This window comes from Pseudomonas serbica, from assembly GCF_028823535.1.
Taxonomy (GTDB): domain Bacteria; phylum Pseudomonadota; class Gammaproteobacteria; order Pseudomonadales; family Pseudomonadaceae; genus Aquipseudomonas; species Aquipseudomonas serbica.
On record NZ_JAQIYM010000003.1, the window covers coordinates 73,594 to 92,423 of the forward strand.

The 18,830-nt window shown below is 57.0% G+C and carries 17 protein-coding genes and 1 tRNA gene; 9 read left to right on the forward strand and 9 right to left on the reverse strand.

Annotated features, from left to right (window positions below; translation table 11 throughout):
* Positions 1-44: 44 nt before the first annotated feature.
* Genes yajC through queA form a run of 3 tightly spaced genes read right to left on the reverse strand, consistent with a single transcriptional unit; the run spans position 45 to position 2,621 of the window.
* Positions 45-383: a preprotein translocase subunit YajC gene (yajC, locus tag NQL71_RS05270; protein WP_016773317.1), complete on the reverse strand. Its 339-nt coding sequence runs from the start codon at positions 381-383 to the stop codon at positions 45-47.
* A 43-nt stretch (positions 384-426) separates the two neighbouring features.
* The gene (tgt, locus tag NQL71_RS05275; protein WP_162488928.1) at positions 427-1,542 is read right to left on the reverse strand and encodes a tRNA guanosine(34) transglycosylase Tgt; all 1,116 of its coding nucleotides are present in this window, start codon (positions 1,540-1,542) and stop codon (positions 427-429) included.
* A 14-nt stretch (positions 1,543-1,556) separates the two neighbouring features.
* Positions 1,557-2,621: a tRNA preQ1(34) S-adenosylmethionine ribosyltransferase-isomerase QueA gene (gene queA, locus NQL71_RS05280; protein WP_274642358.1), complete on the reverse strand. Its 1,065-nt coding sequence runs from the start codon at positions 2,619-2,621 to the stop codon at positions 1,557-1,559.
* A gap of 105 nt (positions 2,622-2,726) precedes the next feature.
* Between queA and NQL71_RS05285 the strand changes: the two genes are divergently transcribed.
* The 4 genes from NQL71_RS05285 to NQL71_RS05300 all read left to right on the forward strand — a co-directional run bounded on the left by NQL71_RS05285 (position 2,727) and on the right by NQL71_RS05300 (position 4,672).
* Positions 2,727-2,811, forward strand: a tRNA-Leu gene (locus tag NQL71_RS05285).
* A gap of 181 nt (positions 2,812-2,992) precedes the next feature.
* Entirely contained in the window at positions 2,993-3,322 is a 330-nt protein-coding gene (locus NQL71_RS05290) for a hypothetical protein (protein ID WP_274642359.1), read from the forward strand.
* Positions 3,323-3,560: 238 nt separating this feature from the next.
* Positions 3,561-4,205 (forward strand): DUF2026 family protein, encoded by a 645-nt coding sequence (locus NQL71_RS05295; protein ID WP_274642360.1) that lies wholly within the window; start codon positions 3,561-3,563, stop codon positions 4,203-4,205.
* A gap of 29 nt (positions 4,206-4,234) precedes the next feature.
* On the forward strand, positions 4,235-4,672 hold the full coding sequence (locus NQL71_RS05300) for a hypothetical protein (protein WP_274642361.1): 438 nt from the start codon (positions 4,235-4,237) through the stop codon (positions 4,670-4,672).
* 124 nt (positions 4,673-4,796) lie between these two features.
* Here the strand turns inward: NQL71_RS05300 and NQL71_RS05305 are convergent, their stop codons facing one another.
* The 3 genes from NQL71_RS05305 to NQL71_RS05315 form a co-directional block, all read right to left on the reverse strand.
* Complete coding sequence (locus tag NQL71_RS05305; protein WP_274642362.1) at positions 4,797-5,459, reverse strand: hypothetical protein; 663 nt, start codon at positions 5,457-5,459, stop codon at positions 4,797-4,799.
* A 4-nt stretch (positions 5,460-5,463) separates the two neighbouring features.
* Positions 5,464-6,756, reverse strand: coding sequence for an AAA family ATPase (locus NQL71_RS05310; protein WP_274642363.1), 1,293 nt, complete (start codon positions 6,754-6,756; stop codon positions 5,464-5,466).
* A gap of 409 nt (positions 6,757-7,165) precedes the next feature.
* Positions 7,166-8,074: a hypothetical protein gene (locus tag NQL71_RS05315; protein WP_274642364.1), complete on the reverse strand. Its 909-nt coding sequence runs from the start codon at positions 8,072-8,074 to the stop codon at positions 7,166-7,168.
* A 790-nt stretch (positions 8,075-8,864) separates the two neighbouring features.
* Between NQL71_RS05315 and NQL71_RS05320 the strand changes: the two genes are divergently transcribed.
* From NQL71_RS05320 to NQL71_RS05340, 5 genes are all read left to right on the forward strand, one after another.
* Positions 8,865-9,173, forward strand: coding sequence for a DUF3077 domain-containing protein (locus tag NQL71_RS05320; RefSeq protein WP_110747029.1), 309 nt, complete (start codon positions 8,865-8,867; stop codon positions 9,171-9,173).
* 961 nt (positions 9,174-10,134) lie between these two features.
* Positions 10,135-10,611 carry a formate dehydrogenase subunit gamma gene (locus NQL71_RS05325; RefSeq protein WP_274642365.1) on the forward strand — a complete coding sequence of 159 codons (477 nt, stop codon included), beginning with the start codon at positions 10,135-10,137 and terminating at the stop codon, positions 10,609-10,611.
* Positions 10,608-12,167, forward strand: coding sequence for a formate dehydrogenase beta subunit (locus tag NQL71_RS05330; protein ID WP_274642366.1), 1,560 nt, complete (start codon positions 10,608-10,610; stop codon positions 12,165-12,167). Before NQL71_RS05325 ends, NQL71_RS05330 begins: the two co-directional genes overlap by 4 nt.
* Complete coding sequence (gene fdhF / locus NQL71_RS05335; protein ID WP_274642367.1) at positions 12,164-15,046, forward strand: formate dehydrogenase subunit alpha; 2,883 nt, start codon at positions 12,164-12,166, stop codon at positions 15,044-15,046. The genes NQL71_RS05330 and fdhF overlap by 4 nt, the downstream gene beginning before the upstream one ends.
* Positions 15,043-15,258 carry a formate dehydrogenase subunit delta gene (locus tag NQL71_RS05340; protein WP_248687421.1) on the forward strand — a complete coding sequence of 72 codons (216 nt, stop codon included), beginning with the start codon at positions 15,043-15,045 and terminating at the stop codon, positions 15,256-15,258. Before fdhF ends, NQL71_RS05340 begins: the two co-directional genes overlap by 4 nt.
* 121 nt (positions 15,259-15,379) lie before the next feature.
* On the opposite strand, the gene NQL71_RS05345 is transcribed toward NQL71_RS05340, so the two are convergent.
* From NQL71_RS05345 to NQL71_RS05355, 3 genes are all read right to left on the reverse strand, one after another.
* Positions 15,380-16,375 (reverse strand): asparaginase, encoded by a 996-nt coding sequence (locus NQL71_RS05345; RefSeq protein ID WP_248687420.1) that lies wholly within the window; start codon positions 16,373-16,375, stop codon positions 15,380-15,382.
* A 77-nt stretch (positions 16,376-16,452) separates the two neighbouring features.
* Positions 16,453-17,652 carry a threonine/serine exporter family protein gene (locus tag NQL71_RS05350; RefSeq protein ID WP_077182492.1) on the reverse strand — a complete coding sequence of 400 codons (1,200 nt, stop codon included), beginning with the start codon at positions 17,650-17,652 and terminating at the stop codon, positions 16,453-16,455.
* 17 nt (positions 17,653-17,669) lie between these two features.
* On the reverse strand, positions 17,670-18,557 hold the full coding sequence (locus NQL71_RS05355) for a nitrilase family protein (protein ID WP_166619641.1): 888 nt from the start codon (positions 18,555-18,557) through the stop codon (positions 17,670-17,672).
* Between the last annotated feature and the right edge of the window lie 273 nt (positions 18,558-18,830).

Sequence of the window (18,830 nt, forward strand, 5' to 3'; positions counted from 1 at the left end):
GCGGGGCGCCTTGCGCGCCCCGTCGATTGAGTAGAAGTTGAAACTTAGATCGCTTTGAGCGTGCCTTTTGGCAGCGTGGCGGCGATGGCGCCTTTCTGGAACTTCATTTCGACGGTGTCGGAAACTTCCAGAACCACGAAATCGTCAGCCACTTTGGTGATCTTGCCAGCGATGCCGCCGGTGGTCACAACTTCGTCACCTTTTTGCAGGCTGCTCAGCAGGTTCTTCTGCTCTTTGGCGCGCTTGGCCTGTGGACGCCAGATCATCAGGTAGAAGATGACCAGGAAGCCGACCAGGAAAATCCACTCAAAACCGCCACCCATTGGGCTGGCAGCAGCAGGTGCAGCAGCGTCAGCCATGGCATTAGAGATAAAAAAGCTCATTTAGCACTCCAGTTGCAAATGTTGAATCTTGGGGTCAGAAAACTCAGTCCAAAGGCGGCACGGGTAGCCCGCGTTTGGCGTAGAAGGCATCGACAAAGGCGGCCAATGTACCCTGTTGAATAGCCTCGCGCAAACCAGCCATAAGCACTTGATAATGACGCAAGTTATGGATGGTATTGAGCATGCTTCCCAGCATTTCGCCGCACTTGTCCAGGTGATGCAGGTAAGCGCGGGAGAAGTTCTGGCAGGTATAGCAATCGCAGGTCGGATCGAGCGGCGAATCATCATGGCGATGGAACGCGTTTCGGATCTTCAGCACGCCGGTATCGATGAACAGATGCCCATTGCGGGCATTACGGGTTGGCATCACGCAATCGAACATGTCCACACCGCGGCGCACACCCTCCACGAGATCTTCAGGCTTGCCAACACCCATAAGGTAACGAGGTTTGTCAGCCGGCATCATGCCCGGCAGGTAATCCAGCACCTTGATCATCTCGTGCTTGGGTTCGCCCACCGACAGGCCGCCGATGGCCAGGCCGTCGAAGCCGATCTTGTCCAGGCCTTCCAGGGAGCGCATGCGCAGATCCTGGTGCATGCCGCCCTGGACGATGCCGAACAGCGCCGCCGTGTTCTCGCCATGGGCTTCTTTCGAACGCTTGGCCCAACGCAGGGACAATTCCATGGAAATACGAGCGACGTCTTCGTCGGCCGGGTACGGCGTGCATTCGTCGAAAATCATCACGATGTCCGAGCCCAGGTCACGCTGGACCTGCATCGACTCTTCCGGCCCCATGAACACCTTGGCGCCGTCGACCGGGGAAGCGAAGGTCACGCCCTCCTCCTTGATCTTGCGCATGGCGCCCAGGCTGAACACCTGGAAACCGCCGGAGTCGGTCAGGATCGGGCCTTTCCACTGCATGAAATCGTGCAGGTCGCCGTGCTTCTTGATCACTTCCGTGCCCGGGCGCAGCCACAGGTGGAAGGTGTTGCCCAGAATGATTTCAGCGCCGGTCGCCTCGATATCCCGTGGCAGCATGCCCTTGACCGTGCCGTACGTACCCACCGGCATGAAGGCCGGGGTCTCGACGGTACCGCGCGGGAAGGTCAAACGACCGCGACGAGCCTTGCCATCGGTGGCCAGCAGTTCGAAAGACATACGACAGGTGCGACTCATACAGTTTCCTCTGGGCCCGATTCTTCAGGGGCGGTCGGCGCAGGGTTGCGAGTGATGAACATCGCATCACCGTAGCTGAAAAAGCGGTATCCGTTATCGACGGCGGCCTTGTAGGCGGCCATGGTCTCGGGATAACCGGCGAACGCCGAAACCAGCATCAACAGCGTGGATTCGGGCAAATGGAAGTTGGTGACCAGGGCATCGACCACATGAAACGGCCGGCCAGGGTAAATGAAAATGTCGGTATCGCCGCTGAACGGCTTGAGCACGCCATCGCGCGCAGCACTTTCCAGGGATCGCACGCTGGTGGTGCCCACGGCTATCACGCGACCACCGCGCGCGCGGCACGCGGCCACGGCATCCACCACGTCCTGGCCGACCTCCAGCCATTCAGTGTGCATGTGGTGGTCTTCGAGCTTCTCCACGCGCACCGGCTGGAACGTACCAGCGCCGACGTGCAGGGTCACGAACGCCGTCTCGATGCCCTTGGCGGCAATCGCCTCCATCAGCGGCTGATCGAAATGCAGCCCCGCCGTCGGCGCCGCCACCGCGCCCAGGCGCTGGGCGTACACGGTCTGGTAACGCTCGCGGTCCGAGCCCTCGTCCGGGCGGTCTATATAAGGAGGCAGCGGCATGTGCCCGACGCGGTCGAGCAGCGGCAACACCTCCTCGGCAAAGCCCAGCTCGAACAACGCGTCATGACGCGCCAGCATCTCGGCCTCGCCACCGCCGTCGATCAGGATCTTCGACCCTGGCTTGGGCGACTTGCTGGAGCGCACGTGGGCCAGCACGCGATGACTGTCGAGCACCCGCTCCACCAGGATTTCCAGCTTGCCGCCGGAAGCCTTCTGGCCAAACAGTCGTGCCGGAATCACCCGGGTATTGTTGAACACCATCAAGTCGCCAGGGCGCAAATGCTCCAGCAAATCAGTGAATTGACGGTGTGCCAGGGCGCCGCTGACCCCATCCAGGGTCAACAGGCGACTACCGCGACGCTCGGCCAAAGGGTGGCGGGCGATCAGCGAATCAGGGAGCTCGAAAGTAAAGTCAGCAACGCGCATGATGGGGTTCGTCTAGCAGGGCCGGGAAGTCTAGCGGAAATATCAAAAATTCTCCATGTACCTGATTGACCGACGGTTATCTCATCTTTATACTCCGCGGCCATTGCCCTGATGGCGGAATTGGTAGACGCGGCGGATTCAAAATCCGTTTTCGAAAGGAGTGGGAGTTCGAGTCTCCCTCGGGGCACCAAAATTAAGAAAGGTCTTGCTTAGCAAGGCCTTTTTTTTCGCCCACAGAAAAGCACCTGAACACCCACCGCCAACGCCCTGACACCGCGTTGACCTGTAGGAGCTGCCGAAGGCTGCGATCTTTTGATCTTGCTTCTCTCTTTTGCCCTTCGCCCCAACTGCCCCTTTCACAAGGACTCCCCATGGAATTGCACCTGGAAACCGTCGCCCTCTTCTCCCTCAAACTGGCTTACGAATCGGAAGGTTCAAGCCCGATTTTGCGTGACGATCTGGTCATGGGCGATTACCAGCGGGATGTGTTTGAGTTGCTGGTGCGGCGGGGGGATGTTGAGGGGATTCAGGTGAAGGTGGGTGAGTGTGTGGAGTTGGCGTTGGAGGCGGTTGGGGGTGTGGATAAGCCGTTGGGGCGGGAGCTGGGGAGGTTGGCGGGTGAATTGGCCAGTAAGAAGACGATGGAGCAGCTTGATGCCCCGCTCATTGCGCTGAAGGACTATTTAAAAGATATTCAATGACTAAAGCGGGGGGGGGTCTTAAAGCGGTAGTGCCCGATAGCCGAATCGACGTTGGTCGCCGCGTCTTAACCGTTAAAAATATGTCCCCTTCCCCTGCCCCCTTTTCCCCCACCCGTGCAACCGAGGGTGCGAATCATGAGGCCTATCGGTCGGTACATGCTGCCGACACCCGCTGAATGCACCGAAGGCAGATCCAGCCAACGAGCAAAATGAAATGTTCAACTAGCGGAAGCAATCCATGAAAAAGAACCTTGGAACACTGATCCCCTTACAGGATTACCTGCGAGTTCATAGGGTTGTCCGCTCTGCTTTGGATATGGCAGGTGCGGAAACAGCCCACGCTTGCTGGTTTTTCAGCGTCGCGGGTGCAGCCATTCTTAGAAAATATTATAAAAAAGATGCTCATGCCGTGGCAGGGGCTATGTGCCTGATGGTGGATGAAAAGAACGCTAACGTGTTGTGCTTCGCTACCTTAGAAGGCGAAACAATTAGCAGCTCCAATAATGCGTTTCACGCGCTGGTGGTGTGCGGCGATTACGTTGTGGACTTCATGAGCCCTATCTTTCCGGAGACCTGTAAATCCTCAGGCCACTCATTTATGGCACCCTCCAAGTCATTCCAACGAAAGATCGAAACCATGGCATCGTCTTACACTGACCTAAGTAGAGACGGGGACTTCTTTTTTTCCCCAAATGACATGCTGACAGACCATCTTAAGAATAGGTTTGTCCAAGGCCATCTTCAATCTGATGTCTTGAATGCTTGCCTGGAGTGGTTTACCAAGCCCCCTAAACCGATTCGTCCCACGCTCACTGTGGCTGATGAGAAGGGCCAGGTCATCAACGTGAAGCTCAAGGACGGCCTTGTCGTAGGGTCATGGTAAGTCGTAATTAAAGAGGAAATAATGCGTCGATGAATACTGAGCTACTGCTGTCGTCCGCTGTCGTGTCGGCTCTCGTAGGGGGATTTGTCAGCCTGAGAGCTTCGGAACGAAACATCCAAATTGAGAACATCACCCAGGAGCGTGCTAAGTGGCGTGAGCAGATTCGCGTTAACGCTCTGAAAGTTCATCGGACTGTGAGCAAAGCCGCTACACCGGAAGTCAAGACACCACTGGCTGAGCTGAGACTGGTGTTTGAGTTGCTGCTGAACCCTCTCGACCCTGAGGATATTGCCATCCTCAAATGCATCGAGGGGCTCTCTGAATGCACAGAACCGGAAAAGCGGCTCCCTGAGTTTTCGAAACGCGTAGCATACCTACTGAAGCACGATTGGGAGCGCGCCAAACGGGAGGCTAGCCCATGGTGGTGGCGTCTATTCAAAAAATTACAACGGGAGAGTCTGGGGTGAGAGTTGGCCAAGCCCCGAAAACAACAAAGGGACAGATTCCATCCGAAAATAAATCCGTCCCCTTTTCCACTCCTTTTCCACTTCTATTTGCTTCGTATTAGAAGCATATTGTCTACTAGGCTTGTCAATTCGCTGCTTCAGCAAGTTCGAGCAGCTGTTCCCGAAAATAGGCAAAACTCGGTGATTCGTTGATCAATACGTTCATGTGAGGGCTGATTTTTTCAGACCATTGAGATTTTTCTGCACCAATGGCCTGCCAGCCTTTAGCAGAAAGGGCTGTTGAGCCTCCAATGAAAACTGCATCCGCCAAGCGCTCCCATGTACCGCATATCGAATCATTCACATATGAATTCAGGACAGGGGTTTTGGCCTTTGGATAAGCCGATTTAACTGCGGCGATGTCACCAAGGAACCAGGCTTCCCCCTCCTCAATTGCAATGCAAAAACGAGTTTCCGGCCGAGGATTACAAGCATTCAGGATATTAAAGAGCTCTTGGCGAAAGGTGTGGAGACATTTGTTGTCGAGGTCACAAACCAGAATCACCGCTGCAGGGCAATCTGCTGGGTATCTGGAGAACGCATTACCATAGCCCTGCAAGAGGCGCGGAAGTTGGTCCAGCAGGATTCGTTTGCCGGCATTTTCGTTTACGCCGAGATTCTTTGGAATGCGGCCTATTCCTTTATATGAATGAACATTGAATGTGTGGTCGGCACCGATGATTTTGGGAACCAAGATATCAAGCGCTTTTTTACCGGACTGGTCTTCAACAAGGATCTCGAAATGCACCTGCTCACCTCGCATCCAGATAATCACTGTACCAAAGGCCACCTAAAGGCAACCCCTCAGCAACCATGCTCTGTACTATCTCATCGTCGCTTGCCCTACGGATTACCGAATAACCGTCCGCAGCCTTTTCTAAGATCCAGACCTCGTCTGGCTCTAACGCATCTACCAGATAGGGCTGATGGGTTGTTATGAAAACCTGAGATCCTCCTTTGCGGCCTGTAGCATGTTCTCGGAACTCAGTCGCTAAGGTTTCAAGAAGTTTGTGATATAAGCCATTTTCTGGCTCTTCTATACATAAAAATGGTGGTGGTGCAGGATCCTCGAGCAGCAGGAGATACGCAAAGACCTTCAATGTCCCATCAGACATTTGTTGTGAATAAAATGGATCTTTAAAGCCCTTGTCATTGAAGCGTAGAAGCAAACGGCCATCGTTTGTCTTTTCAGTATCAATTTTGTTTATTCCTGGGATTTTCTCCGCAATTCTATTCAGGATAGCTTGGAAGCGTTTTGGATGTTCACGCTCCATGAATTGCACAACGTTTCCAAGGTTATCTCCATGGATGTTGAGATGCCTTTGAGGTCCAGCAAGTGGCAGACTCCTAGCGGCGTCCGGCGTAAAGTAGCTGAGGTACCAACCTTCAATGAATCTCCGAAACGCGGAAATTCTCGGATGCTGTTTGAGTGATCCCAATGTGGCAATTCCGAGCTTGCGCATGTCTTCAAGCTCAACGACTTCAGTTTCTCTAGATTCTTCTTCCGCCTCACCGGACTTAATTGATTCCATAAGCTCGATCAAGTCGAAATCACTTTGTTCCTCCTCGATTTGACGGCCTTCTTGATCCCCTTTCCATACAACGCCCTTACCGCTATTCAGCACAAGAAATGAAAAGGGCCACCCGCGGGTTTGCCCTTTGCGCCTTTGTCTCAGACGCTCTTTCAAAACATAAGGACGCCCGGAACTATCTATATCAATAGAGATTTCGTAGGTAATAGGTCGGGCGTTACCATCTTCTTTGTAGTAAACCTCAAAACCGATCGAACCTGTCTGCCCCTGAGATCTGATACGCTCAAATCCTCCTCTACCACGGGAGTCACAGGCTTCTTCAACCCCAGACTTTAAAGCATCTGCAAGAAATCCAAAGGCATCAAAAAGCGAACTCTTGCCTACTCCATTTTTTCCAATTACCGCTGTCATAGGCGTAAGCGGCTCCGACTGTTGCTGATTCCACAAACGTCCAAGCGTTACGTCTCTAAGCGTTTTGAAATTTGTTATTCGAAATCCTTCAATTTTGGCCATTATTCGCCTCTCATACTCGTTACTACCTTGTGAATCCCCAAGACAGTTTACTGAATTAATGCCTGCTTTGTGTCGAGCAGCTACTCGGAAATAATTTCTTTTGTCGATAGCTACCTCTCCCGACAGTTTTTTTTAGCCTCTGCCGCTCAACTGACGCTTGCACTCTCCTATCGTTCGCTGCGCATAATCCCGCTTATGTTCAAAACGCGCCCACACTTTCGATAGGCTTGGGGGCCTTTGCTTCGGATGACGGACACCTCGCCTTGGGGGCTGGTCTACCATCTCCCCTTTTTCCGGACTTATTTTCAAGGATATAAATCTGCCCCCTTTTTCCACTTTTTCCCAATTGATCGATCCCACACACTAGATTCTGTGTAAATAGCAAGCGCAGGGTCAAACACTTGAACCCTTAGTATCTCCCACAAGTCAGACAGCTGTCGAAATCTCCGCCGAGGACATTTCCAGCGCAATCTTTACTAGAACATTTTTTCCTTGAAACGGAGTATTCGTCATCGCAGACCGGACAATAGAGTGTCTTGCATCTCGGCTTGGTAGTCGCAAGCCTAGCAAGTTTATAATCAAAATCAATATCACCACTAGCATCAGAATGACATTTCGGACATAAATATCCGCGCCGTTTCTTATCAATCTTAAAATATTTAACAACTTTTCCTGCACCCAACAGCTTTATAATTATCGATAATTCCTGACACGCCTGATTCGAGACATACTGATATTCACCTAACTCTGTTCCAGGTGTAATCTCCAAAGATTCACGTCGTAGCTTAGCCCAAGCCTCCCTTGGAAATAATTCATTATGCATGAACAATAATGACTCGATAACCTCCATGTAATTCACTTGTAGAGACGCATTCACAGAGTGCATTAGTGAGTTTCGCGTTTCCCGCAAGGTATTAAATTTATCGACAAAGGCGCTACTAAATTTTGAAGCAGCAAATGAATCATGAACCTTTACCAGGTCTTGCGCATCGATGGTGCGGAACCTGCTGAAATCCACATCACCCGCGTAAGGAGATGGCCACTTCGAAGGTGCATCCGAGATTAGAATAAAGGGGGTTACCTCGCAGATGCGACCTTTGATTACGAACTCCAACCCCTGCTGCATGACAGTCAAGGAAGTAGCTAATTGACGCTGAGCTAACGCCCAATAGTCTTCTGAAACCGCTTTAGTGTCATGCCCCCATTGCTCTGCTTCATGCAGCCCCACTATTAGCTTCGCAACGGCATCCCAGGCGAATACCAACAATTCTTTGCCTGTACGGTAGAAATCGTCGGCAGAAGGTACGTTTGTAATCACAGCGACTCCATTTCTAGGGGTAGTGGTACGTCTATTTTTGAACAGCGCTGTCACGCTGGTGGCGACTGTTCGGTCGTTCGAATGTCTCGAAAGATAGCCCGCTTGAAGCCAGCTTACCCTATCGTCCCAGGCAGACGTTGGCTACTGCTACATGATTATCTCTGTCCCAAGACGAATGACTAAGCGTCGCGTGTCATGCACTCCGCATTCCTGACGTCTGTTCCCGTTACATGCACAAACACACCAGATCTTGCGCCTCCACTCAGACTTTCTGCCAAAGCATGAGGCCTGAATCGTTTAAATTTTCGTAGACATGCGAATGACCGAATTAGCCCGTAACACATGTAAGCCCGTATCGAACAAAACGGGGACAGTACGCTTTTATCGTCTCGGGTGGTTTGCGATCGAAGCCTTTGAAGGTTGCAGGAAAAGGATCTGAACGATAATCTTCCACCGTCGCTGCCAATTCAGCGACCGGGTGTGGTAACCCGAGTTATTCAAGGCGCAACAGCGCCCCAATCACGTCATCAGGCGCTTTTTTTATGCCTGCGGCGTGAGTTATGGCGGCTGTGCGTGGGACGCCCTCGGGCGTGCCGGTTTCCTTGATACCCGGTTTACCACCCTGCGCACAGCTGTCACCCATTCGTGTGGTAACGAACGTGGCAGCTCCTCGTATCAAGGAGTTGGATAATGCGCAGTATCAATCCGTTTAAAATTTGGCTTTTCTCTCTAGACGGTTCCCAATCGCGTAACGCCCTCCCCCATTGCCTCTCCATCCTCGGAGGTGGCCATGACTGAACAATCCGAACTCAAAACCATTGGTTTAACCCCCGCCATCTACTGCTCCGATCAACCACTGTTCCACGTCACTCGCGGCGTTCCGCTCGGTGATGCGTTGTCCATGGCTTCTGATTTTCTGTTTCTTGCCAAGACGCTGACTGAAGATGCTGCTTATGCCAGAGATACCGACCGGCATGCCTGGGCTGCGCATTATTTGACGTCGATGAGTAAGGCGTTGGTGGATGATGCGGTGAAGGTGCTGGAGCGGGATCGGGCGGTTGGGCCGATGGCCAAGCGGGCGGCGGAGGCTGGAGGGTAGCTTTTGCGTTTTAGACGTCAGGCATGACGCTTGTAGGGATGGGTTTGGTTGCGGGGGCTTGGGCATTCTGCGGGCGTGGGGGTTGCCTGGGTTTTTCGCGAGCATGCTCGCTCCTACAGGAAGCTGGTATGGGCAATCTCCGTGGTTCGTAAACAAGAAGGCCCGAATGTAATGCCGGACTGAGCCAGCTTGATGATTGTGGCGACTTCGACTTCGCATTGAACACTGGCTTTGGTGACACCCGTGCGGGTGGCGGCGGAGCTTGAGGGGTAGTGGCTGGCTTTAGCAGTGATGTTGGCTGGGCTGGCGTTATCGCTGGCAAGCCAGCTCCTACAGGGTATTGCGGGGGCTGGTGGGTATTGTTTGGCCCTGGTGGGTGAGTTGTTTTTTCATGCAGGACCCCATTTGGCATTTGTGTTGGCTGGGCTGGCGCTTTCGCGAGCAGGCTCGCTCCCACAGGGAGTTCACACAGGGGGTTCCCACAGGGGTTTTGCGTGCCGTTCGGTGTTTGGATTAGCCCCGAGGTTTCGGGGGTTTGGTTGCGCGGACCGCTGCTTTTCCCGGAATGGATCTGCCCATCTGCTCCGCAGAATTGCCTACGGTTCTGAGGCTTCTTTCCACCTCTAATGCTTGTTATACATCCCTCATCGACAAGCCTTCAGGCCGTTAGGCCAGTGTGTGAACGCCCCCTGCGGCGCTCATCTAGACTTAATGCATAGTCGTAGGCAGAACCGAACACGTCGCTTTGGTGCAGTACAATCAATAGCGGCGTGGCAAGCTGCCCTTTATGCCCAGTAGAGGTGCGGCGAAGACCGTGCCGGGCGCACAAGATGCCCGCTCAGGGTGCCCTGGCCAACGGCCTGAAATTGCCACGATTCCGTGACGTGGTGTGAGTGCCGCAGCCGACACTTTCGGACGACCGACAACCAGCTGGTTTGTCCGTGACCGTGAGGATTGCTGAATGCCTGATGAGAGTATGCACGTGCCTTTGGTCAACAGCCTGCTGGAGCGCCACAAGGGCTCTGCGGGTGCGCTGTTGCCCATTCTTCATGATATTCAGGAGCGCATTGGGTACATCCCCGATGCCGCCGTCCCCGAGATTGCCCATGCGCTGAACCAGAGTCAGGCCGAGGTGCGTGGGGTGATCAGTTTTTACCATGACTTCCGTACTGCGCCGCCCGCGCGGCATATCCTGCGGCTGTGCCGAGCCGAGTCGTGCAAGAGTCGTGGTGCCGAACAGTTGGCCGCGCAGTTGCGTGAGCGTCTGCATCTGGACGACCACGGCAGCAGTGCCGATGGCAGCATCAGTTTGCGGCCGGTGTATTGCCTGGGTGCCTGCGCCTGTTCGCCGGCGCTGGAGCTGGATGGCCGGGTGCATGCGCGGCTGAGTGCCGAGCGGCTGGATGCGTTGCTCGATGCTTGCCGGGAGGACGCATGATGCCGACTCTTTATCTGCCGACCGACTCGCTGGCCCGTGCCGTGGGGGCCGATGAGGTGTCCACGGCGCTGATCACTCAGGCCAGGGAGCGCAACCTGCCGCTGGAGTTGCAGCGCACCAGTTCGCGAGGCCTGTATTGGCTGGAGCCGTTGCTGGAGGTGGACTCGCCACAAGGCCGGATCGGCTTTGGTCCGCTGACCGCTGCCGATGTGCCGTCCGTTCTCGAAGCCCTAAACAGCTCAACCGAACATCCTCTGTCCCTGGGCCTGGTAGAAGAGCTGCCTTATCTGAAGACCCAACAACGCCTGCTGTTCGCCCGCGCCGGCATTACCCGGCCTCTATCGCTGGACGACTACCGCGCCCACGGCGGTTTCGAAGGCCTGGCAAGGGCTGTCGCCATCGGCGGCGAGCAAACCGCCACAGCGGTGTTCGATTCGGGCCTGCGTGGCCGTGGCGGCGCCGCCTTCCCTGCCGGGATCAAATGGCGCACGGTGCGCGCGACCGAAGCGGCGCAAAAGTACATCGTGTGCAACGCCGACGAAGGCGACTCCGGCACTTTCGCCGATCGCATGCTGATGGAAGGCGACCCCTTCCTGCTGATCGAAGGCATGGCCATTGCCGGTCTGTGCGTCGGCGCCACCTATGGCTACATCTATGTGCGTTCGGAATATCCGGACGCTGTGGCGACACTGCGCAACGCGCTGGAGATCGCCCGGTCGAACGGTTACCTCGGCGCCAACGTCGGCGGCAGCGGTCAGGCCTTCGATATGGAAGTGCGGGTCGGTGCCGGCGCGTACATCTGCGGTGAGGAAACCGCGCTGCTGGATTCGCTCGAAGGCAAGCGCGGGATCGTCCGCGCCAAGCCGCCGATCCCTGCCTTGAAGGGCTTGTTCGGCCTGCCGACGCTGGTGCACAACGTGCTGACCCTGGCCTCGGTGCCACTGATTCTGGCCAAGGGCGCGCAGTTCTATCGCGATTACGGCATGGGCCGTTCCCTGGGCACCATGCCCTTCCAGTTGGCGGGCAATGTGCGTCACGGCGGCCTGGTGGAACGGGCCTTTGGCCTGACCCTGCGCGAGTTGGTGGAAGGCTACGGCGGCGGCACTGCCAGTGGCCGGCCGCTGAAGGCTGCGCAGGTGGGCGGCCCGCTCGGCGCCTGGGTGCCGCCGTCGCAATTCGACACGCCGCTGGATTACGAGGCCTTCGCCGGCATCGGCGCGATGCTCGGTCACGGTGGTGTGGTGGTGGCGGACGACACGCTGGACATGGCCCACATGGCGCGCTTTGCCATGGAGTTCTGTGCCGAGGAATCCTGTGGCAAATGCACGCCGTGCCGCATCGGCTCGACCCGGGGCGTGGAGGTGATCGACCGGTTGCTGGCCGCGCAAGACCCGAGCGGTCGCGATGAGCAGGTGATCATCCTCAAGGACCTGTGCGACACCCTGCAATACGGTTCGCTGTGTGCGTTGGGCGGCATGGTGTCCTTTCCGGTCGCCAGCGCCCTCAAGCACTTCCCCGCCGACTTCGGCTTGTTGCCCTCGGAGGCCGAGCAATGATCACTCTCTTCGACCCGAACACCGATATCGACCTGGGCACGCCCGCGCGCGACAGCCAGGTGCAGGTCACCCTGAACATCGACGGCCGCAGCATCAGCGTGCCCGAAGGCACTTCGGTGATGCGTGCCGCTGCGCTGCTGGGCACCACCATTCCGAAACTCTGTGCCACCGACAGCCTGGAAGCGTTCGGCTCCTGCCGCATGTGCCTGGTGGAGATCGACGGCATGCGCGGCTATCCGGCGTCCTGCACCACGCCGGTCACCGAAGGCATGAGCGTGCACACCCAGACGCCGAAACTCGCGACCCTGCGCCGCAACGTCATGGAGCTGTACATCTCCGATCACCCGCTGGACTGCCTGACCTGCTCGGCCAACGGCAACTGCGAGCTGCAAACCGTGGCCGGCCAGGTCGGCCTGCGGGAGGTGCGTTATGGCTATGAAGGCGACAACCATCTGGCCGATGTGAAGGACACCTCCAACCCCTACTTCGACTATGACCCGAGCAAGTGCATCGTCTGCAACCGTTGCGTGCGCGCTTGCGAAGAAACCCAGGGCACCTTTGCCCTGACCATTACCGGGCGCGGTTTTGAATCCCGTGTCGCGGCGGCCGGTGGGGATAACTTCCTCGACTCGGAATGCGTGTCCTGCGGCGCCTGTGTGCAAGCCTGCCCTACTGCGACCCTGATGGAAAAAAGCGTGGTCGAACTGGGCCAGCCCGAGCGCAGCGTGATCACCACTTGCGCCTATTGCGGCGTGGGCTGCTCGTTCCGCGCCGAGATGAAAGGCGACCAGCTGGTGCGCATGGTGCCGGACAAGAACGGCCAGGCCAACCACGGCCACTCCTGCGTCAAGGGGCGCTTTGCCTGGGGCTATGCGACACACCCGGATCGCATCACCAAGCCGATGATCCGTAAGCACATCAACGACCCGTGGCAGGAAGTCAGCTGGGATGAGGCGGTGACCTACGCGGCCAGTGAATTCCGCCGTCTGCAGCAGAAATACGGCCGCGATTCCATCGGCGGAATCACCTCCAGCCGCTGCACCAACGAAGAAACCTATCTGGTGCAAAAACTGGTGCGCGCGGCCTTCGGCAACAACAACGTGGACACCTGTGCACGGGTCTGCCACTCGCCGACCGGCTATGGCCTCAAGCAAACGTTGGGCGAATCCGCCGGCACCCAGAGTTTCGACTCGGTGATGCAGGCTGATGTGATCCTGGTGATGGGCGCCAATCCCAGCGATGCGCACCCGGTGTTCGCCTCGCAGTTAAAACGCCGTTTGCGGGAAGGGGCGCGGCTGATTGTCATCGATCCGCGTCGCATTGATCTGGTGGATACGGTGCATGCCCGCGCTGAGTATCACCTGGCCCTGCGCCCCGGCACCAACGTCGCCATGCTCAATGCATTGGCCCACGTGATCGTGACTGAAGGATTGCTCAAACAAGACTTTATCGACGCCCGTTGTGAGCCTGGCGATTTTGCCCAGTGGAGCGAGTTCGTCAGCCGTGCGGATAACTCACCGGAAGTGCTTGGCCCGATCTGCGGTGTACCCGCTGCCGATATCCGTGCCGCTGCGCGACTGTATGCCACCGGTGGCAATGCGGCGATCTACTACGGTTTGGGCGTCACCGAACACAGCCAGGGCAGTACTTCGGTGATGGGCATCGCCAACCTGGCCATGGCCACCGGCAACATCGGCCGTGAAGGCGTGGGCGTGAACCCGCTGCGCGGGCAGAACAACGTCCAGGGCTCCTGCGACATGGGTTCCTTCCCCCATGAGCTGCCCGGCTACCGGCACGTCTCCAACGAGGTGGTACGAGCGCAGTTCGAACAGGCCTGGAACGTCACCCTGCAACCTGACCCGGGCCTGCGCATTCCCAACATGTTCGAGGCAGCCTTGGGCGGCAGTTTCAAGGGCCTGTATTGCCAGGGCGAAGACATCGCCCAGAGCGACCCCAATACCCAGCACGTCACCGCGGCGCTGTCGGCCATGGAATGCATCGTGGTGCAGGACATTTTCCTCAACGAAACCGCCAAGTTCGCCCACGTGTTCCTGCCGGGCTGCTCGTTCCTGGAAAAAGACGGCACCTTCACCAACGCCGAACGGCGCATCTCCCGGGTGCGCAAGGTCATGGACCCACTGGGCGGCAAGGCCGACTGGGAAGGCACGGTGGCCCTGGCCAATGCCTTGGGCTACCCGATGCACTACCAGCATCCATCGCAAATCATGGATGAAATCGCCAGCCTGACGCCAACCTTCACCAACGTCAGCTACGCAGAACTGGACCGCCACGGCAGCCTGCAATGGCCGTGTAACGCCGAGGCACCGGACGGCACGCCGACCATGCACATCGAGGAATTCGTGCGCGGCAAGGGGCGTTTCATGCTCACCGGTTACGTGCCGACCGAGGAAAAGGTCAACAGTCGCTATCCGCTGCTGCTGACCACCGGGCGCATCCTCAGCCAGTACAACGTCGGCGCGCAAACCCGGCGTACAGAGAACGTCGCCTGGCACGATGAAGATCGCCTGGAAATCCATCCAACTGACGCCGAAAGCCGTGGCATCAACGAAGGTGACTGGGTCGGCATCGGCAGCCGCGCCGGGCAGACCGTGTTGCGCGCGCGGATCACCGAACGGGTCGCCCCGGGCGTGGTGTACACCACCTTCCACTTCCCTGAATCAGGCGCCAACGTGATCACCACCGACAACTCCGACTGGGCCACCAACTGTCCGGAGTACAAGGTCACGGCCGTGGAAGTCAGCCGCGTGTATCACCCTTCGGAGTGGCAAAAGCGCTTCCAGGCGTTCAGCGAAGAACAGGACCGCTTGCTCAAGGATCGCCGCCACGCCCGTGGTGATAAGGCCGAGGTGCGCCGATGAGCACTGAAAACCTGATCAAGATGGCCAACCAGATCGCCCAGTACTTCGCCAGCCAACCGGACCAGCAACAGGCGGTGCTCAGTGTGCGTAATCATCTGCAGATGTTCTGGGCGCCGAGCATGCGCAAGGAATTGCTGGCCTGGCAGACGGAGCATCAGGGGGCGGATTTGCATCCGTTGGTGCAAGAGGCGGTGAGTGGCGCGGGTTGGTAGCGACTGGAAAAACGCTATCCCTGTAGGAGCCGGCTTGCTGGCGATCGCGGTTCGTCGGGCGACATCTGTGTCGACTGTACGTCCGCAATCGCCAGCAAGCCGGCTCCTACAGGGTCATGTATCAATTTTGAATGCGGCTTTCACTTTTCAGGTAGAGCGACAACTCATGTTGCCGCTGACAGCCAAGCAACAGCCAAAGCAAGATCCTGGCTTTACGCGGACATAGAAATCCCGCCATCGATGCACCCTTGCGAATCAGATCCATCTCACCGCCATTAAAACCATAGCTGGCTTGTGCGGTAGAGCCGGAACCGGTGCGGGTCGCGATGATGACAGGGATTCTTTCGGCGATGTGCTCAATCACCGTCGCCCAGCTCTGCGAGACATGTCCGGCGCCGAAACCGGCTATCACCAGCCCGTCATAACCGAGCGCAAGGATGTTTTCCAGCAGCAGCGTGTCAGCCGAGAGGGATGCCTCCAACATCGCAACCTTCTGTGTTGTCCATTGCGGCAGGGGCAAAACCTTACGCTGATCCGGCGCGCGCAGGTAGTGAACGCGGTCTTCCATTATCAGGCCTGCAGGTCCCACGACCGGAGAGGTAAACGCCTGCAACGCCAGCGAATCAGTTTTACGCACGCTGCTCGCTTGATGAATCTCCCCGTTCATCACCACCTGAACACCACGCTTTTGGCTGTTCCTGGCCAGGGCGACGTGGCATGCATCCAGCAGATTCGCCGGTCCCTCGGCCCCTGGCTGTGCTGCCGAGCGCATCGCACCGGTCAGCACCAGTGGTGCGTCGTGGGGCCAAAGGTAATCGAAAAACGTTGCCGTTTCTTCGAGTGTGTCGGTGCCTTGGGTCAACACGACACCCACGGCGCCTTGCTTGATTTGAAGTTGCGCCCACGACAATACAGTCAGTAAAAATCCGAAATCCAGTGAAGCGCTGGGTAGCAGTCCAAGGGTTTCAACGGTCACCTGGGCAAACGTCGCCAAATGCGGTACGGACGCCAGTTGAGTCTCGCCGCTGACGGTCGGGATAACGCCTTCGCCGGCATTCCTGGCTTGCATGCTCACCGTGCCGCCGAGTGCCGCGATGGCGAGTTTGGGCAGTTCCATGTGATACCTCATGTGTTCGTAAAGATAGGTGGCTGTACCCGGTTAAGGACGGGGTACAGCCCAAAGGTCGGTGGCATTTACCCCGCGATAAGGACGCCGATCAGCGGCACGATCAGCAACGTGCTGATGGCCATGGACAGGACATTGCCGATGTAGGCATGCATGTCGGCCGGCAAACGCTTGGCAATCGCACAGGCCAGAGGCGGTGCGATCAATGCCCCCAGCAATGCACTCGAAACGATCACCAGCCAACTGCCGCCATGGGTCAGAATCGCCGCAGGCACCACCGACACCAGAGGAACGTAAGTGGGGTACCAGCCGCGCAACATCCATTGCCGACGCCAGATCACCACCCCGATGGCCGAGGTCAGCGCTTGTGCAGCGATGATGTGCAGCAGCAGACCTGAACCGTACGCCGGGCTCATCGGGTTCATGCTGTAGGCGAGCAATACCCCGAGTAACAAGCCGAGGCTGGCCAGTTCATTGCCGAAAAATGGCGCTTCGGAAAAGTCTGCCAAGACCCGGCGCATGCTCCAGATCACCCCGTAGTCGGGCGCCTTGGTGGCGGGCGCGGGAGGCTTGGAGGGTGGTGTCGCGGATTGTTCGGACTTCATCAAGCTGGGCCGGTAGCGGCACAGCAGAAAAGCCACGACGCTGGCGACCGCCATGCCCAGGACATTGCCGATCACCGCCGGCAATCCCAACGGGTTACACAGGTAATTGACGATCAGCAGGCACATGGGCGTGACGAGTACGGCGCCCATGATCGCGCCGTTGATCGTGACCTTCCAGCCACCGCCAAACATCAGCACCATCGCCGCTGGCAGCGACACGAACGCGGCAAATGTCGGCTGCCAACTGGTGGCGGTCACCGTCCAGCCCCACAGCACGTTACTCAGCAGCAACCCGAGCAGCGAACTGGTGATCAGCCACGGCCATAGCCCCGTGCCATAGGAAATGCTGAAGCCTTGCCAGGTTCTCCCCGTTCGATTCGCCCAGTAAGCGAGATAGGCGCCCGCCAACAGTCCGATCGAGGCGAACTCGTGTTTGTAGAATGCCACCTCGCTGATGTCGCCGAGCAGCCAACGTAACCAGGCACTCGGCTGGGGAAGGCTCGACACCATGTCGCTGTAACTCGGCCAATGGGCGGACCAGAACGAACGATTGGTGAATGAAAGCCAGACAATCAGCAGTGTCGCGCCGATCATCAGCAGGATGACCGCCACATCAAAAAGCGATCTGGTGGCAAACCGGTTTTTATCGGTTGTGGTTTCCATGGGTCAGGTCCCCCTTATCAACGTGGGAGAGATGGGTGCTGGGTGTAGCCGAGCATTTGATCGTAGAGATCGGCTCGACGATCACGATGCAGATCGTTCAGGTTGTTCCAGATGAGGGCGCTGCGGGAGCTGGTCAGGTCGATATCGGCAAACAGGATTTCCTGCTGGTCTGCCGATGCTACGGCGCCAATCGGCCAGCCATTGGTCCCGGCAATCAGCGAGCAGCCGAGGTAGCGGGCACCTCGCTCCTCACCAATCCGGCTGGCAGCGGCGATAAACACATTGTTGACGTGTGCCGCCGTCATCGTCAGGTACGACGCCATGCACTTGCCGGCTTCATCGAACAGCGGCGGAGGCGTCCAGACCCAGTTATTGACGCTGCAAATGATGTCGGCGCCTTGCTGACTCAGGATGCGCGGTACCTCCGGGAACCAGATGTCCCAACAAATCAACATCCCGATGCGGCCAATGGGCGTATCAAAAACCGGAAAACCAAGATCGCCCGGTGTGAACCAGAGTTTCTCCAAATTCCACAAATGGGCTTTTCGATATTTGCCGATGAAACCGTCAGGGCCAACGAGTATTGAGGTGTTGAAGAGCCGCATGCCGTCGCGCTCGGCCAGGCCGGCCACGATGTAGACGCTGTGTTTGGAGGCAAAGTCGATCCAGAGTTGCGCGCTTGGCCCGCCGGGTATCAACTGCGCATGTTCAAAAGCATCCTGCCGATTGCTGAAGAAATAACCGGTGCTGCATAGCTCAGGCAGCACAATAAGGTTCGCACCGCCGGTGACCGCCTCCAGCGCCAGTTCCAGGCTACGACACAGATTCGCATCGCAATTTTCGATGCCGACTTGTGGATCGAATTGCACGACTGCTATACGCACAGGGCTTGATGGCTCGCTCATTTCGGGTGACCTCTTTTTATTGTTATTCACGCTGTTTCAGTGCGTGTTTATGAGAGTCGAAATGCCAGCGGGTGTAAGTCAGATGCTTCCGGTAGGGCTGTAGCCCTTATCCGAAGATGTATGTTCGGGAAAGTAAAAAGGGCCTGCATTTGCAGGCCCTTTTTATGCGCTGAAGATCCCTCAAATTCACCACAATCCCCTGTGGGAGCGAGCCTGCTCGCGAAAGGGGTGTGTCAGTCACATCATTGCTGAATGTGCCGACGCCTTCGCGAG